The following is a 16,287-nucleotide window of genomic DNA, read 5'->3' on the forward strand; positions in this document are numbered from 1 at the left end:
CTGGTTACACCGCCTGCCCCGCCGCCCAACCCGACGACCAGGCCCACTGGAAATTGTAGCCGCCAAGCCAGCCGGTCACATCCACCGCCTCGCCGATGAAATAGAGGCCCGGAACCGTGCGGGCCTCCATCGTGCGCGCGTCGAGCCCGCCCGTATCGACACCGCCCAGCGTCACTTCGGCGGTGCGGTACCCCTCTGAACCGACCGGTTTGACTTGCCAGCGGTTCACCGCATCGCCAATCTGGTCGAGTACGGCATTCGACTGATCGGCCAGCCGCCCGGAAACCCCGGTCGCCTCAAGAACGATGCCAGCGACCTTCTCTGGCAAGTACCGGCCAAGCGCAGTCTGCACCGCGATGCGTCCACCAGCGCCCCGCAGCGCCTTCAACGCGGCGGCAACATCGCAGCCCCGCGCCAGATCGACCGTCAGGCTGTCGCCCTCGCGCCAGTAGGAACTGATCTGAAGAATCGACGGGCCCGACAGACCGCGATGGGTGAACAGAAGCCCCTCCTCAAAGGCAGTCCGGCCAAGCGTCACGCGTGCCTCGACCGACACCCCGGCAAGGGGGCGTAGTTTCTCAAGATCCTGTTCCGCGAATGTCAGGGGTACCAAAGCGGGGCGGATTTCGGTGACAGCCAACCCGAACTGCTCGGCAATCCTATATGCGAATCCCGTTGCCCCCATCTTCGGTATGGACTTGCCCCCCGTGGCCAGCACGAGGCTTTCCGCCCGGATCATGCCGCCCGAGGTTTCGACCAGAAAGCCACCATCCCGGGAGACCGTCGATATCCCGGTCCCCAGCCTCAGATCTACGCTCACATCTGCCATGTCGCGCACCAGCAGATCAACGATCTGCCGCGCGCTGCCGTCACAGAAAAGCTGGCCAAGCGTCTTTTCATGCCAGGCGATTCCGGCCGCATCGACGCGGGCAATGAAATCAGCCGGTGCAAAGCGTTTGAGGGCCGAGATCGCAAACCGGGGATTGCCCGAAAGAAACCGCTCAGGCGGAGCTTCCAGATTCGTAAAATTGCAGCGGCCTCCGCCCGATATCCGGATTTTTTCACCCGGATTGCGGGCATGATCCAGAACGACCACTCGCCGCCCGCGACGCCCGGCCTCCACCGCGCACATCATTCCGGCGGCACCAGCCCCAATGATTATAACGTCTGTCGTTTCCATGCGGGCCGGTATACCGGAAAACCCCGACGCACAACGGCACAATTCAGCGAATTTGGTCTTGCAGGGCAGAGCCGCCTTGGGTAAGAACCCGCACCGTTGGGGCGTAGCCAAGTGGTAAGGCACCGGTTTTTGGTACCGCGCACCGTAGGTTCGAATCCTACCGCCCCAGCCAACACCCACTAAGTCATTGATATAATGCAGAAATTAGTATTTCAGCGCGTAGTTTCGGGACTACTCTGAGGTATAATAAAACCCCAGACACCAACATTACCGAAATTCTGCCCGTTTCCCTGAAAAGTCTGGAATCGCGATTTTCGCGGTAGCAGTTTGGGCGAATGTGATGGCGATAGCATCGCATTCCAAGCGGTGAGAATTAAGCGGATCTGCCGATCGATATTCAAAAAATATCTTCTCCTTCCATTTTGCCAGTGGCAATAGTCAGTATGAACCAGACGTGGCATTCCACTGCTTTCGCCTTGTCCGGGTCTAACTGCTACCACCCAGACTGCAACGATGGAAAGTGAATCGTAACCTTCTGATTTTACGGCGGTATTTCGGCACCATCAAAAGATGTACTGGAAATTCGAATCCTACCAGCCCAGCCACCGCAAATAACCAATTGATATTAATGGATATTATGTGAAATAGCCGCCTGCATTCAGGGGCATTCGCAGGTTCCAGAATTGCCCAGACCGCCGATCTGGCGGAATAGCGACAGAATCTGCCGAAAGTCTGGAAACGCCATTTCGGCGGTAGCAGTTTGCAGGCGGGATGTTCAGTAAAGGAAGGTCTGGCGATTTCGCAGCGGCGGCAACGGTTCGTGCGATCAGAGCGATTTGAACTGCGCCCGCTGTTCCTTCCAGATTGACGGGAATGCGTGGGATTTCAGCCAGTCAGACGTGAGGCCGGTCGGTTGCCGGCCCTCGAATACATCGCGGATAACGTCCGGAGCCAGAAAAGCCAGTTCGAGAAGATGCTGGATACGCCGTTTCGAGGCGCCTTCAGCTTCCGCGATTTCCGCATAGGTTTGACCGGAACGGATCATGCCGAAGTAACGATGCGCCAGAGCGATGTTTCTGAAGAGAGTCTCGTCGCGGGTGCCGGCAGCATCTGCGAGGATGAGCTTTGTTTCGACGCCGCGTTTTCGGTGCCTGAACGCGTACTCAAGGATCAGGTGATCCGCAGAGATGCGTCCCTGTTCGGTGCGCAGGCGCGCTGCGACTTCCTTCGCTGAGAGGACAATTCCGATCTTCCCCGGCGCGATTTGTACGCGTTCGACAAGGCAAAGGAGTTCCCCGCCTTTCTCGTCGCCGGTCTCGATCTCACCACCGGCCAGTTCTGTCAAAAGCTTGACACTTGATGCCACTTCTTCCGTCGTAGCATCGCTGACGATATTAGCCTGTACCGTCGGCACACGCAGGTGGTTCCTGACCAGATCGGCAAGCAGCGTTTCAAGTTCAGGCGCCGGCAATCGCCAACCACCGGGATCTTTCGGATCAGAACTGCGGATCAGACGATGGGACACATAGTACCGGAGCCTGCGGCCCTTTGCGGTTTGGGTATGGCTGGGCGTCAGCCGGTCGCCGGTTTCGTCAAACACCTTTCCGGTCAGTAGGGAAACATGGCGTTTCGCACCATCGCTGTTTCGTCCTTTGCCCGAGCGCAAAATGACTGCACCAGCCTTCAGCAGTTCCTGCAACGCGTCCCAGACAGCAGGGTCTATGAGTGGCGGATGCTGGCCAGGCCAGACCTTTGCCTTGTGCCGGATGCGGCCTGCATAGATCGGGTTGGTCAGAATGTGATAGATGTGGCCGAAGCTGAACGGCGTTCCGCCCTTCAGCCGGCCTGACGACAATGTCCGGATTGCTGTCCTCAGACCCAACTTATCCGCCTCGGCTTTGACGACCCGGATATTGCGATGCTGGCGGTAGAGATCGTAGATGGTCCGGATCGTTCGCGCGTCCGCCTCCCGGATCTTCAGCGTTCTGCCAGCGGGTTCATAGCCCAGAGGCACATTGCCCCCCATCCAGAGCCCCTTCCTTTTGGACGCCGCAATCTTGTCCCGGATGCGCTCGGCCGTCACCTCGCGCTCGAACTGGGCAAAGCTCAGCAGCATGTTCAACGTGAGCCGCCCCATGCTGGTGGCCGTATTGAACGATTGCGTGACAGACACAAACGACGCGCCGGAGGCATCGAGGATATCGACGATCTTGGCAAAATCGGCCAGTGACCGGGTCAGCCGGTCGATCTTGTAGACCAGGATCTGATCGACTGCTCCCCGGTGAATATCCGCCAAGAGCCGCTGCAGACCGGGTCGTTCCATAGTGCCGCCGGAGATACCGCCGTCATCATAGCGATCCGGCACCTGCACCCAGCCTTCGTTCTTCTGGCTGGTGATAAAGGCGGCGCAGGCTTCGTGCTGAGCATCAAGCGAGTTGAAGTCCTGTTCCAGCCCGTCGTCCGAGCTCTTGCGGGTGTAGATCGCGCAGCGGATTTTTTTCATGCGCTGCTGCCGGTTGCTTTGTTCAGCCCGAAAAAGCGCGGTCCTGACCAACTCGTCCCCGTAATGTGCAGAGCAATGGCCGACAGCGATTTGTAACACTTGTCATTCAGCACAAAGCCGTTCTCTGTCGCATCAACCTGATACCGGCGGCCGTTCCATTCCCGGATCAGCTGCGTCCCGGGTCGGATCGCCAGAGCCGGGTCACGAACCGACTTGCCGTCTGCCACCGCATTCAGGGCGCGCTTCAGGTCCGGGGGCAGCCCCCCGAACCTTCGGCATTGCTCATGCCAGATCAATGCCTTGCGCATGAAGATCATCGACAGGAAATGCGGTGGCGCTGCACCGAATGCCTCCGCCCATGCCACGCGGAGGGCGGAGCGATCCATTGCGCTCAGGCCCGCCCACCGTGCCTCTATCACATCATCTGCCGTCATCAGGTCGCATCCGCATCCGGCATGGCAATTATCTGGTACCGCGAAGATTTCCCGTTGCCCGGCTTGGCGGACGTGACCTCATAGCCAGCCTTGCGGAGGCCCGTCAGAGCCGCACGCGTGGTGTGCGGCAACCAGCCGAGATTCTTGCTGATCGTCGCCACGTCGGCCCCGTCCTTCCGGCCGAGCAAGGCGATGAGTCTGGCTTTCTTTGTTACCGCCCGAGGCGCAGATACCGGCTTTGGGTTTTGCTCGAACCTTGGCTTAGCAGCTGTCGTCGGTTCTGACTTTTTTGATGGTCTGGTCATGATTGTCTCCGTTCTGATCCCGCAGACCCAATAGGGCTCCTGCTACTGACCAAAGCCCGGCAATCCGGGCGGAGACATTTGCGCCGCCGCATGGGGGCGACGCTGTCGACAGTACCGCTCTCCTCAACAGGCAAGTCCAGTGAAATATCCGGCAAAGATCTAAATTTAGTACGTAAATCCACCATCAAATGATGGTCTCTGGTTCGAATCCGACTTGCCCAGCCACACACTTCCGCAAATCGAGACGGTGCGACGTTCACTCCCGAAATTCGCGCGTTTTCCGCGGCTTGCGCGGAGGGCCCGTTTGCGCAGACCGTCAATGCACGGCCGATGGCCGCGCAAATCACAAGAAGTCTGCGTTTGGCAATTTCGCGGTGCGAGGTGTGGAGAGGGTGGATCAGAGTGCCGCGACCATGAGGCGCTGCGCTGTCCAGTCGGATGGAAGCACATGGGTCTTGCACCAGTCTGAGGTGAAGCCGAGCGGTTGCCTGCCATCGAGAACGTCACGAACCATCGCCTGCCCGATCGCATCCGGGCCCACGCCCTGATCTGTTTCCTCGCCCTTGTGCGCTATCGCGTCATGCGCATGCGCCTGAAAGCCAAGGGCCATCTCGCGAGCCCGCGCACCGCGCTGGATCTGCTGGTCCGCATCCAGAAACACACCACCCATATCGGCCCCAGAACCTTCACCGGAACCTCGAAAGTCCAGCACGAACAACTCGAACTCTTCGACGCCCTGAACCTCCCGAAACCCGCCTAAGCGCCGCCGTTGTGGCAAAACCACAATTCCGGACGCACAATATCAATGGCTTATAAATTTAGCTGTCGAAGGTGGGGGAACCGGACATAGAGCATCACTGCCAAGCGAATGACTTCGGGGCTCGTTCGGAAGCCACGGAAAACGTGCGATCTTGTCATCCTTGAAGGCTACGCTACGCCCCTGCAACCATCAAGGTGCTCAACTTGACACCGTCCGCTCGACTTCATTGCCCCGCTCGGTGGTCGGGCTTTTCGTCAGCTGGATTCGCCCCAAATCGCCGAAACTTTATCGGAGTCACGCCAAAAGCCCGCTTGAAGGACTTGTTGAAAGTGGAAGTTCCACGAAATCCGCAAGCGAGGGCGACCTCGACTATCGGCATTGAGCTTTGTTCCAACAATTTCATGGCATGTTTCAACTGTGTCTGACGAGTGTATCTTTGTGGTGAGGTTCTGATATACTTGGCGAAGAGGCGTTCCAGCTGACGGGGAGAAATATTGAGGGACGAGGCCAACTTACTCAGCGGCAGCGGATATTCAATACTGGCTTCAATCTTATCTATCGCGGCGCTTAAGGTACGCGGAATGCCTCGAAACCTGTTCGCGGCAAAGCGTGGCTGTTGACTCAGTCCGGTTCGAACCGTCCCAGCCAAAAGCTGCGCTGCAACTTCGCCTGCCAGGCTGTGGCCAAGTCGTTCGCGGATCAGCGCCAAAGTAAGATCGAGGGCCGCCGTCTCGCCGGGACTCGTCACGACTAGACCGTCGCGACAAAAAATTGTATCTGACACCGACACGGTCGACACAGTTTCTTGCAATGCGGTTGCGCGGTTCCAGTGTTCGGTGCAGCGCAGGACATGTCCACTTTCGGCAAGCGTACGAATTGCAGCGCCAATCACACAAATCGACTTGCCGTGTCTTTTTGCAATGCGCGCGACAAGACGCACGGCACGTTCGTCGTCCACAGAGAGCGTATTACCAGTGCAAAGAATCATGGCGTCGTAGGACTTGGCTAAAGCAGATACACCCTCTGCTTCGGACAACGCTTGACCGACCGTGATCTGGATTCCGGATCGAGAGCGCAATTCAGTGCCGTTGATGCCAAACAGGAGTGACTGAACGAAACGCTCTCCGCTTAAGCGTCCAGCCAACGACAGCGCCTCGGCAATGGCTCCAAGAGCCAGCATTGAAAATCCGTCAGACAAGACAATGGCGATACGCAAACGCACATCCAGATCTTGCGATTCACGGCGCGTAAGTGTGCTGGACAGCAGATTGTCATCGAAGGAAGAGTACAAGGCCATTAATCAGACTCCGATAGCGCTAAGAACGGCGGGCATCCGGAGGCGAGATGTGCGTGTTTCCATTTCATTATCTGCGGAGTGCCGAGCAGCAAAGATCGCTTCTCGGGCCGAAAGCGGATGGAAACCGGTACGAGGATATTGCGGCCGCTGAGAATTCCGTTATTGAGTACCTGCTTCATCGTACGACCGTTGTTCATCTCAGAATTCGACGGCAGACAGTCCCGATGCGCTTGGACTCCCGATCCGCTTTGTAATCACCCCCGGTCAATGGGAGGATTGCCCAGACACCGCCTAAAGCGCGAAATGGAATGCCGGTCGGCAACTTGCAGCGAGGACGTCGACGTAGTTGATCTGATAGGGGTCCGGCTTGACGGAATTTGATGGCGATCGCACGATCTGGAATGTTCCGGCGTCCTCCATCACACCGATTCGTGGCCACTGGTAGGTGTGATTGTTCTCACAATCGACTTTTATCCGGCCTTGAGGCGCATTCACCTCTACCCGATAAATTTCCTCGCGAAGACGGTTTGCGTCCATTCCGTCAAGTGACCTCATCGCATTCGCAAACAAATGCACTTGGGAATAGGCCGCTTCGGCGCAGGTATCAATCGGCACCGAGCGGCCGAAGCGCTCAACAAATCGTTTGCAGAACAGACTGTTCTCCGGCGTCTCAATCGACGCGAAATACGGGGAAGAGGTGACATGACCCGAGAGTGGCAGATGTTTCATTTTCGAAAGATCCAGTTCACTAGCTGTCAGGCTGGCGATTACGATATCATTCGGAGTTATACCTCGCTCGTGAAATGCATCGTAAAGTCGAGTGGATCCTGATCCGACAACAGTCGACAGCACAACATTTGCTTTCGTCGACATTATGTCCGAGACGATATCGTCGATCTGACTATCAGCGCAATCAAGTGGAACATATCTCTCTCGAACGACCTTTCCGTTGCTTTGGGCAACGAGGTCCTTGATGACGCGGTTCGACTCCTGTGGGAACACGTAATCCGACCCCAGCAGATAATATGAAGCACGGCCCCTTTCGCACAGGTATCGGTGCAACTCTAGGTGCAGTTGATTGGGACAAGGTCCGGTAAATATTATGTTTGGTGAGTAATCAAACCCCTCATAGCATGTCGGATAAAACAGTATTGCGTTTCGTTTTTCCACACATGGTGTGACTGCTTTCCTGCTGAATGAGGTGGTACATCCGAAGATAACCGAAACCCCATCGTCCAACAGCAGCTTGTTCGCCAACTTGCTATATTGCTTGGGATCCGATCCCGGGTCGCAAATGATCGGATCAATCATTCGGCCGTCTAAACCACCGTTCAGGTTTATCTCGTCGATTGCGAGTATCGTCCCCCTAAGTTGCGAGCTTCCATACCACCTACTGAAACCCCGCTGTGAAAACAGAACTCCAACCGTCAAACTTTCCATTTTGCTGCTCCGAATTACTTGGCGTGTTTTGTGGCGATGTAGCACTCTGCGCTTGTCTACCCATTTCAAAACCGTTGGTCAGAACAAAAAGTTCTTCCCCTATTTTGCCGACCTTAGCTGGATCGTGTTGGCAGGCTTCTGAGTATCCAAAGTTAGCAGTTCGCTGGTATTTATTATTGACTCGGCAATAACGCACATCGATAGCCTTTTGCTCGTGGCCTGCCTTCGGATCAGTTCGTACGCTTCTCCTTCGCCAATGTCGTTGGCCCTGCAAAGAGTTTGGACAGCCTGCGCTATGACACGGTGAGATTTCAGACTTTCCTTTAACTTGGCGATTTTGGCAGATTGTATGCGTTCATACCGATGAATAGAACGTGCCATGATAAGCGCAGTCAGAACTCCGAATGTACGAATGGGCTTTCCGATAAATCCCGTGACGCCAATCTCGAGTAACGAGCGGATGACAGTAGGGTGTTCGAACTGGGCGATCGCGACAACCGGAACCGCGAGATGCGGTCGAACCCAGGGAAGGGTCTCAATGGACGCATCTTCGACGAGACAGAAAATCGTGTCGATTTCGGGGTCTATCGTAGTTGGAATCGGCCATTCGACGCTAACCGTACAGCCAATGCGTTTCAATTGATTAACGAGTTCGGAGCGTTCCTGGTCCGAGGGGTGAAGGACAAGAACCCGCAAACTGCGCAGTTCTCTCAGCAAAGCCTCGCCAGCCTTTGACATCGAACACCTTCCTTTCCTAGGTCGAACCGAGATTCAATCAATCGCCTCGTTTCGCGGAACGTCCCGGCCCAGTCAAGAACTCGACCGGGCGCTTAGTCCAATACTCCTGTCCAACCACGCGTCAGACAAATTATGCCAGTTCTGAGCAGGAAATCGCAAGCCTTGAACGCGGGGGTGGTGTGCGACCAGCCCTCTGCGAATTGTCAGAAGCGGTATGACAGGGGCGTCAAGCATTATCAGCCGATGCGCTGTTTGATAAAGCATCGCCCGTTTTTCAGGCTCGAGCTCGCGCCTTGCGACGTCGAACATCTTGTCTACCTGCTCGTTATGATAATAGCCGGTATTGAATCCACGTGGCGATGCATTGCGGGAATGCAATACCTGCTCTACCCAGACGTCGCACGACATACCCCAACTCATTTCGGATGCGTCGACTTCGCTATTCATGCCTTGGTGCCAGTCTTCACAGTACTCAACCCAGTCTTCGTTTATCCGCAAATCGACACCGATTCCGACGTTTCCCAGATTCCTGCGAATGCGTTCGGCAATGCCAACCGGATTCAATTGCCCGGAACCTGCGCGGGCGATACTGAATGTAAAGGTGAACCCGTCATTTACGCCCGCAGCGGCCAGAAGCTCACGCGCGCGCTGCGGCTGAAACGGGTACAAATCGGGAAAGCCGGGTTCATATGACGGCGAGGCGGGCGGCAGAATTCCGTTCATGGGTGCAGTGGCCGAACCGAAAAGCTCCTCACTCAAGCTCTTGCGGTCGATGGCGTGTAGCAATGCGCGTCGAACGCGCACGTCGTCGAGGGGCGCCTTGTTGATGTTCAAGGCGATGTACCAGACATAGGGAATAGGCCGTTCGGAAACAATGAAGCCAAGTCTGGAAAGTTCATCCAATGATGAGGGGTCGGGGCCATAGACGATATCCGCAGAATCACGAATTAGCGCCTCCGATCTATTTTCGCCCGAAGGGATCGGAGTAAACTCGATGAATTCTGTCGCCGCCGGCCGCCCCCAGTATCCCGAATACCGTCGTAACAGGGCACCATCGCCGTGCGGGGTCTCGAAGCGTTTCTCCAAAGCGTAAGGGCCGGTCCCGGGAGCTGACGCTCTTTTGCCGATGTTGGTACGGATGTATTCCGGACTGACCATAACGAAAGCGCCGGGCGCGTCCTCCTGCGTCGCGTAGCGCAGGAACTCGGGAAAAGGATCGGTGAGTTCGAGCTCGATCGTTCGAGCATCTGATACTCGGACACTTTTCAACGTTTCGATCGCCATTCTATTGTAGTCGAATGCCCTTTCGTCGAAATATGGAGACGACGTGTCCCACATTCTCTCAATGTTCATCCGCACCGCGTCGGCGTCGCATGTCGCACCGTCATGAAAGGTTACCCCTTCGCGCAGTCTGAACGTGTACCGCAACCCGTCCGGCGAAACCGAATGGCTGACTGCCAGAGACGGCACAAGCGATGTCACTGCCCCGATTTCCGAATTAAGGTTGTCTTCTACAAGACTATCGAACATTTGCTGGACCACGCGACCGGTGTTCCAACCACCGAAAGAACAAGGCGGATCAATATGGTCCACCTCCCAGTCCAGAGCGACCCGAATCACATCTTGTTGCACCTTTAAACCTCCAGAATTCTAAACTTTGGGCGCTGACTGTGGAATGTCACTCGGAACCGACCTCGGCAAAGGCGGCGGAACTGGCCATCGTCAGTGCGGTTGTAAGGCTCAATGCGGCCAACAGTCTGTTCATAGCTTGCGCTCCCTGAATAAAGACAGGCAGGACCAGACTCGTGGCGGAAATTTCATTGGGAACAATCACAAAGGAGTCCGCTAGGGCGTCAACGTCCAGCTTTGTCGCTTGGTGATTTCATGTGCTTCCTAGCACGCGATCATGATCCGCGCTTTTCATTGGCTTTGTCAAGTAGCTTCCCAACTTCGACAGTTAAACCGGCAAACCATTGATATTGCTTAACTGCCATTGCGGGTTTTGCCACAACGCGGCGGCTCAGGCGGGTTTAGCGAGGCTCAGGGCGTCGAAGAGGTCGAGTTGTTCGGGCTGGGTTTTCGATATTTCGGTGAAGGTTCTGGGGCCGATGTGTGTGGTGTGTTTCTGGATGCGCGCCAGCAGATCAAGCGCCGTGCGCGGGCTGGCGCTGTGCCCCTTGGCTTTCAGCCGCATGCGCATCACGCGGTAGAGCACCAGGGCCAGGAAACAGATCAGGGCATGGGCCCGGATGCGGTCCGGCAGGCGGTGATGCACCGGGGCGTTCTCGATGTCGGATTTCAGCACCCGGAAGCCCCGTTCGATGTCGGCGAGGGACTTGTAGCGGGCGACGGCTTCGGCGGGGGTGAGGTCGGGGGCGTTGGTCAGCAGCGCGAGCTTGCCGTCAAAGAGTTCGGCTTCGGCAATCGCCGCCTTGTCCAGCGACCAGGAGAACCGATCGGCGGTGTAATCGGCCTTGAGAAAGCGGGTGAGTTCCGCTTCTGCGACGGCGCGGGTGAAGCGACTGTAGGCGCCGCGATCGGAGGCCCGGCGGCCCCGGGCTGTCTTGCCCTCATCCTGAGCGTCGAGCCGTGTGGTCATTTTCTCGGCCATGGCCTCGAGTTCACCGATCCGGTCCCGGCGGCGCGCCGATTGCAGAGCGGCACGATCGGGGTCATGCGCCACGATCAGGCGGTGGTCGGCGAAGCGCGCCTCGGCCAAACCATCTTCGGAGAAGGCAAGCCCGTGGAAGGTCCCGACCAGTTCGGTGTAGCGCCGTGCCGGCACGGCCAGAATGAACTCGAGCTTGCGACCGTCCTGATCGGCAAGCGCGGTGAGTTCGCCGATGTTCTCAAAGCTCAGCAGCCCCCGATCGGCCACCAGGATAACACGCTGCACCGGAAAGCGCTGCAGCACCGTCTTGAGCATCGCTTGGAGTGTCTTCGTCTCGGCGACATTGCCGGGATGGACCGTATGCATAAGCGGCAGCCCCTCGGCGGTCTGCACGACGCCGAGCACGAACTGGCGGGCGATGCCGCCGGTTTCCTTGTTCATGCCAAAGGCGCGCAGGTCGTCGTCGACCTCTCCCTCGCCATGGATGCGCACGGTGGTCAGGTCATAAAAGACAATCGCCAGATCATGATCGACGAGGGGGCGGATCTGGCGGGCAAGTTCGATCTCCACGACCTGCGCATGATCCATCAGCGCATCCATCGCGCGCAGCAAATGCTGATGGGTCACACCCTCGGGCATCGCGGGCATGGCCACCGTCTCCAGCCAGCGCAGGCAGCCCAGCTTGCTGTCCGGGGCGCAGAGGCGGTTGAACACCATGGCGCGGATCAGCGCCTCGGCATCGATCTCGCGCCGTCCCGAGCGCAGCACACGCTGCAAGGCGCGATCAAAGCCGAGGTCTTTCCAGAGCTCGTGCAGGGTAAAGACGTCGCCATAGGACTTGGCGCTTTCGGGGATGATATCGAAAGCCGTGTTTTCTGTTCGCCCGAGCACCCTGTTCAGCCCGTTGATGAGCGGGTCGAGCTTTTGTGGGGTAAGGTCATCGATCCGACCGAGACTGGCAACAACGCGATGTCGGACCTTTCCGGCATCGTCGCGGAAGCCCTCGACGAGTTGGAGATAGCGGCGTCCGCCGGATTGCGTGATCTTGGTATACATGCCGCAACCATATCATTCCGCAACCTCACCAATCAATGCTATAAATGAGGATGGCGTGCCACAACACTACCTTTCGTATTAGGACCTCTCGGCGCCGCGAACGCGTTGATTTTATTCACACGCAACATCGCCGCGCCTCGGAAATCGACCGCTAACTGTCGAAGTTGGGTAGCTTAGGTGGAGTTGGAGTTCCGCCGACTTTGAACTGATGCGGTGGATGCCCTCACAATCGGCATCTTGTGAGCTACTCCCCGATCGTTGGACAGGATCTGGCGTAATTTAAGCTACTCGTTGCACCTGCTGATCGGGTTGGTTGATATCATTTCTCTGCCAGTAGACCAGCGCCGGTGGCTTGCCGCCGAGGGCCGAGTGAGGGCGCTGGTGGTTGTAGAAGGTCATCCATTTCCGGATGGCCGCCTTCGCTTCTGACCCGGTTTCCCAAGCGTGCAGGTAGACGCATTCGTATTTCAGCGTCCGCCACAGTCGCTCGATGAAGATATTGTCGAGAAACCGGCCTTTTCCATCCATTGAGATGCGCACGCTGGATCGGCGCAAGCGGTCCGTCCAGGCGAGGGTGAAGACCATCAGCTTGACGGTCTTTTGCGACAATGCGCCTTTCGTGCGCACGGTGCGATGGCGGACCGTGGAAAAGACGCTCTCGATGGGGTTGGCGGTTCGCAGATGCTCCCAGTGTTCGGCGGGATAGTCGAAGAATGCCAGCAGCGCCTCGAGGTCCTTGGTCAGGCAGGCGACCGCCGGGGCGAACTTGGTGCCGTATTTTTCCTTGAAGGTGTCGATGGCCGCCAAGGCGGCGGCCCGGGTCTCGCCGTGATGGATGTCGCGCAGATCAGAGCTCACGGTCGGTGCCATCGACTTCGGGAACTTGTTCAGAACATTTGCGACCTTGTGGAACCAGCAGCGCTGGTGGCGGGTTCCCGGGAAGACCTCGTCGAGGGCCTTCCAGAACCCGAGCGCCCCGTCTCCCATCAGGGCCATGTAGCTGGCGGCCGATGTGGTCTCGACATTGGCGCGTGGCAGGTAGGGGTAAACGTCGAGGTCGAGCTTCGGAGGCCGTTTCTCGACATGGCACAGAACGAGGTGCTTCACGGCATCGAAGCCGACGGCGCCCAACTGCAGGGCCCTCTTCACGGCGGCGTGCAGATCGTCGATGTCGAAAGTCTCGAGCAGGCGCAAAACCTGGACATACTCGCGGCGTCCGGCCTTGATCATCCGTGCCTCCATCAGGCGGCGCAGGGTTGCGAACTCTGGCGGCAAATCCCATTCAGCCAAGGGCGCTGCCTGATCCAGGGCATTGATCTTACGCTCGACCAGCGGAAGGTAGTGAACCGGATCGAAGACCATGTCCTCGCGATCGTGGCAGCGCGAGTGACGCGCGATGACCTCGCCACCGCAGCCGATGACCACCTCTCCGACATAGCCGCGGATCCAGACGTCGCGGTGACCGTAGGCGACCGGCACCGAATAGTCATTGGTCTTGTAGCGCACCAGTGCCTGGGAACTGACCCGTCCGGTAGCCTGATCGCAGGCATCGAATGGCGCCGCGGGAAGTTCGGACATCGCCGCCAAATCCCGCGCGAGGCGTTGACCGATGGTCTCGGACTGGCCGCGCAGAACATCCGCCTGGCGCTTGCGGCACTGATCCTCCAGGTCGGCGTTAAATGCGTCCCAGGACGCGAACTGCGGGATCGGCACCATGAAGTTGCGGCGGGAGTAGCCGACCAGGCCCTCCGCGTTGCCCTTGTCGTTACCCTTGCCCGGCCGCCCGTAACGATCGCGGAACAGGTAATGCGACAGGAACCCGCCGAAGAGCGTGGCCCGCTGACGCGTACCGTCTGGCAGGATCTTCGCGACCAGGCATCTGTCATTGTCGTAGAGCACCGAGACCGGCACCTTGCCGAAGAAGGCAAAGGCGTGAACGTGGCCATCGACCCAAGCCTCGGCAGTGGCCGCCGGATAGGCTCGCACGAAGCAGGCATCGCTGTGAGGCAGGTCCATGACAAAGAAATGCGCCTTCTGCTCGACACCGTCGATGACGACTACCGCCTCGCCGAAGTCGGCCTGGGCATGTCCGGGCGGATGCGCCAGCGGCACGAACATCTCGCGGCCCCGCCGTTCACGCTGGCGCATGTAATCCTTCACGATCGTGTAGCCGCCGGTGAACCCGTGCTCATCGCGAAGCCGCTCGAACACCCGCTTCGCCGTATGGCGCTGCTTCCGGTGGACCTCCCGATCGCCGTCCAACCAGCCGTCGATGATCTCGGTAAATCCATCCAGCTTCGGCCGCTTCACCGGTGCCGTCCGCCGATACCCGGGCGGAACCGAGAACGCCATCATCTTGGCTACGCTGTCGCGCGAGATGTTGAAATGCCGGGCCGCCTCTCGCTGGCTCATACCTTCCGCACAAGCCAGACGAACCTTCCGATACAAGTCCACGGTGAAAATCCTCCCACCCTCCCTGCCGCCAGAAAGGGTAAAGGTGGACGACTATTCCGCCGCCCGCAGCAGGTTCATCCCGCCGCTACCGTGGCCGACTTTTGCACCGCCGTTCTCATCGATCCGCCGCATCAAGCCGAGGTTCCGCTCGGTCTCGCCCTTCGGCGTATAATAGAAGGACGAGCGCGCGATCGACAGCAGCTTGCACTGCTGACCGATCGATAAATCCGGGTGATCAGGCTCGATCATGCCGCGCCTCACTTCCCGCCCCAGGGCTTGAGCTTTCGTTCCAAAAAAGAGTTGGCCACCGCCAGCTCCCCGATCTTGGCGTGCAATTCTTTCACCTGCTCCTCATCAATCTCGGGCTTCTTGCGACCGCCGCGCTCGAACACGCCGGACGCGCCCTCCAGCAGCGCACGTTTCCATTGGTGGATCATCGTTGGATGGACCCCGAACCGGCTCGCCAGCTCGGCGGCGGTCTCCTCGCCCTTCAGGGCCTCCAGCGCGACCTTCGCCTTGAACTCGGGCGCGTGCTGCTTGCGTTTAGACATCTCTGATCTCCTTCTCGTCGAAGATCAGCAGACTGCAAAGCGTAGCTTATGTCAGTGTCCGAATTTCGGGGGGTAGCTCACCGTGGCGTCATGGAAGGCCACATTCAGAGGCCTGACACACGTCCGATCGAAGACCCTGCCGAAAGACCGAAGATAACGCTTGCCAAACAGGAGGCATCTACACACGATCTTGCCACAAAAAACGCAGAGCGCCGAGGGTCGATGTGATCATCCGGGATGGAACAATTACCCTGCGGCAATCACCCACACGCCACCGAGTGTTGTTGCCCAGCCCAGTCCCCGAATGGCTTTTGTTCCGGTCAGCGCGCGACCTGCCGCGACGGCCAGGGCAACACCGATCCCGTGCAAAAGAGCCGTCGAAAATGCGAACCCGACTCCGAAGCTAAGCGCTGCGGCTGTCCCCAGTTCACCGCCATGCGCATGGCCGTGAAACAGCGCGAACACTCCGACAATACCCGCTGCCGCAAAGACCGGCAGAGATAGGGACAGGGCAACTGCAAGCCCCAACGCAAGGACGGATAACAGTATCATCGGCTCCACGAACGGCAGACCATACCCGAACACCGCCGCGACGTAGCCCAGCATCATAACGCCGACAAACGACGCAGGAAGCGCCCAAAGCGCGCGTCCCCCGAGCACGGCAGCCCAGAGGCCCACTGCTATCATCGCAAGAATGTGGTCGAGACCGAACACAGGATGCGACAGGCCCGCGGCAAACGAGCCATATTGTTCCGGGCTGAGATGTGCGACTGTCGGGGTTGCACCAAGCGCGAGTATTGCAGTTGTGAGAATTCGTTTCATGGTCGGTTCCTTCCTGTTTGGGTCGGTCAGCACACCCACAATACTGCCCGTCGCGTTGAGTTCTTCGATTGTGAGTGGCGTTCCTATCAGCAGGGCCTGTTCCGTGACGGCAATGGCCAAATTGAGAAAATAGCTC

General features: G+C 58.1%; 13 protein-coding genes, 1 tRNA gene and 2 pseudogenes. 2 read left to right on the forward strand and 14 right to left on the reverse strand.

Going from position 1 to position 16,287, the window contains the following annotated elements; genetic code table 11:
• Positions 1-4 precede the first annotated feature (4 nt).
• Positions 5-1,180, reverse strand: a complete 1,176-nt coding sequence (locus tag QKW60_RS04350; protein WP_282366725.1) for a BaiN/RdsA family NAD(P)/FAD-dependent oxidoreductase — start codon at positions 1,178-1,180, stop codon at positions 5-7.
• A gap of 97 nt (positions 1,181-1,277) precedes the next feature.
• Between QKW60_RS04350 and QKW60_RS04355 the strand changes: the two genes are divergently transcribed.
• A tRNA-Gln gene (locus QKW60_RS04355) sits at positions 1,278-1,352 on the forward strand.
• A 654-nt stretch (positions 1,353-2,006) separates the two neighbouring features.
• On the opposite strand, the gene QKW60_RS04360 is transcribed toward QKW60_RS04355, so the two are convergent.
• The 3 genes from QKW60_RS04360 to QKW60_RS04370 are packed head-to-tail and all read right to left on the reverse strand — an operon-like array spanning position 2,007 to position 4,422.
• The gene (locus tag QKW60_RS04360) at positions 2,007-3,683 is read right to left on the reverse strand and encodes a recombinase family protein (protein ID WP_282366726.1); all 1,677 of its coding nucleotides are present in this window, start codon (positions 3,681-3,683) and stop codon (positions 2,007-2,009) included.
• Complete coding sequence (locus QKW60_RS04365; protein WP_282366727.1) at positions 3,680-4,117, reverse strand: DUF2924 domain-containing protein; 438 nt, start codon at positions 4,115-4,117, stop codon at positions 3,680-3,682. Before QKW60_RS04365 ends, QKW60_RS04360 begins: the two co-directional genes overlap by 4 nt.
• On the reverse strand, positions 4,117-4,422 hold the full coding sequence (locus tag QKW60_RS04370; RefSeq protein WP_282366728.1) for a DUF3489 domain-containing protein: 306 nt from the start codon (positions 4,420-4,422) through the stop codon (positions 4,117-4,119). The genes QKW60_RS04365 and QKW60_RS04370 overlap by 1 nt, the downstream gene beginning before the upstream one ends.
• A 508-nt stretch (positions 4,423-4,930) precedes the next feature.
• Here QKW60_RS04370 and QKW60_RS04375 point away from each other — a divergent pair.
• A pseudogene (locus QKW60_RS04375) lies at positions 4,931-5,182 on the forward strand (IS1634 family transposase); the annotation flags it as partial.
• Positions 5,183-5,405: 223 nt separating this feature from the next.
• On the opposite strand, the gene QKW60_RS04385 reads toward QKW60_RS04375, so the two are convergent.
• From QKW60_RS04385 to QKW60_RS04430, 10 genes and pseudogenes are all read right to left on the reverse strand, one after another.
• Entirely contained in the window at positions 5,406-6,479 is a 1,074-nt protein-coding gene (locus QKW60_RS04385) for a GlxA family transcriptional regulator (RefSeq protein WP_282366729.1), read from the reverse strand.
• Positions 6,480-6,770: 291 nt separating this feature from the next.
• A complete protein-coding gene (locus tag QKW60_RS04390; RefSeq protein WP_282366730.1) occupies positions 6,771-7,919 on the reverse strand; it encodes a transporter substrate-binding domain-containing protein in 1,149 nt (382 codons plus the stop codon).
• 99 nt (positions 7,920-8,018) lie between these two features.
• The gene (locus tag QKW60_RS04395) at positions 8,019-8,657 is read right to left on the reverse strand and encodes an ANTAR domain-containing response regulator (RefSeq protein WP_282366731.1); all 639 of its coding nucleotides are present in this window, start codon (positions 8,655-8,657) and stop codon (positions 8,019-8,021) included.
• Positions 8,658-8,729: 72 nt separating this feature from the next.
• Positions 8,730-10,289 carry an ABC transporter substrate-binding protein gene (locus QKW60_RS04400; protein WP_282366732.1) on the reverse strand — a complete coding sequence of 520 codons (1,560 nt, stop codon included), beginning with the start codon at positions 10,287-10,289 and terminating at the stop codon, positions 8,730-8,732.
• Between the two features lie 388 nt (positions 10,290-10,677).
• Complete coding sequence (locus QKW60_RS04405; protein ID WP_282366735.1) at positions 10,678-12,324, reverse strand: IS1634 family transposase; 1,647 nt, start codon at positions 12,322-12,324, stop codon at positions 10,678-10,680.
• A gap of 279 nt (positions 12,325-12,603) precedes the next feature.
• Positions 12,604-12,909 carry an integrase core domain-containing protein gene (locus tag QKW60_RS04410; RefSeq protein ID WP_282366874.1) on the reverse strand — a complete coding sequence of 102 codons (306 nt, stop codon included), beginning with the start codon at positions 12,907-12,909 and terminating at the stop codon, positions 12,604-12,606.
• 51 nt (positions 12,910-12,960) lie between these two features.
• A pseudogene (gene istA, locus QKW60_RS21060) lies at positions 12,961-14,778 on the reverse strand (IS21 family transposase); the annotation flags it as partial.
• 51 nt (positions 14,779-14,829) lie between these two features.
• Positions 14,830-15,027 (reverse strand): hypothetical protein, encoded by a 198-nt coding sequence (locus tag QKW60_RS04420; protein ID WP_282366737.1) that lies wholly within the window; start codon positions 15,025-15,027, stop codon positions 14,830-14,832.
• 8 nt (positions 15,028-15,035) lie between these two features.
• Positions 15,036-15,329, reverse strand: a complete 294-nt coding sequence (locus QKW60_RS04425; RefSeq protein WP_007195955.1) for an IS3 family transposase — start codon at positions 15,327-15,329, stop codon at positions 15,036-15,038.
• Positions 15,330-15,575: 246 nt separating this feature from the next.
• A complete protein-coding gene (locus tag QKW60_RS04430) occupies positions 15,576-16,271 on the reverse strand; it encodes a HupE/UreJ family protein (protein ID WP_336619148.1) in 696 nt (231 codons plus the stop codon).
• Positions 16,272-16,287 lie beyond the last annotated feature (16 nt).

It is taken from the genome of Albidovulum aestuarii, from assembly GCF_029961185.1.
GTDB lineage: Bacteria > Pseudomonadota > Alphaproteobacteria > Rhodobacterales > Rhodobacteraceae > Albidovulum > Albidovulum aestuarii.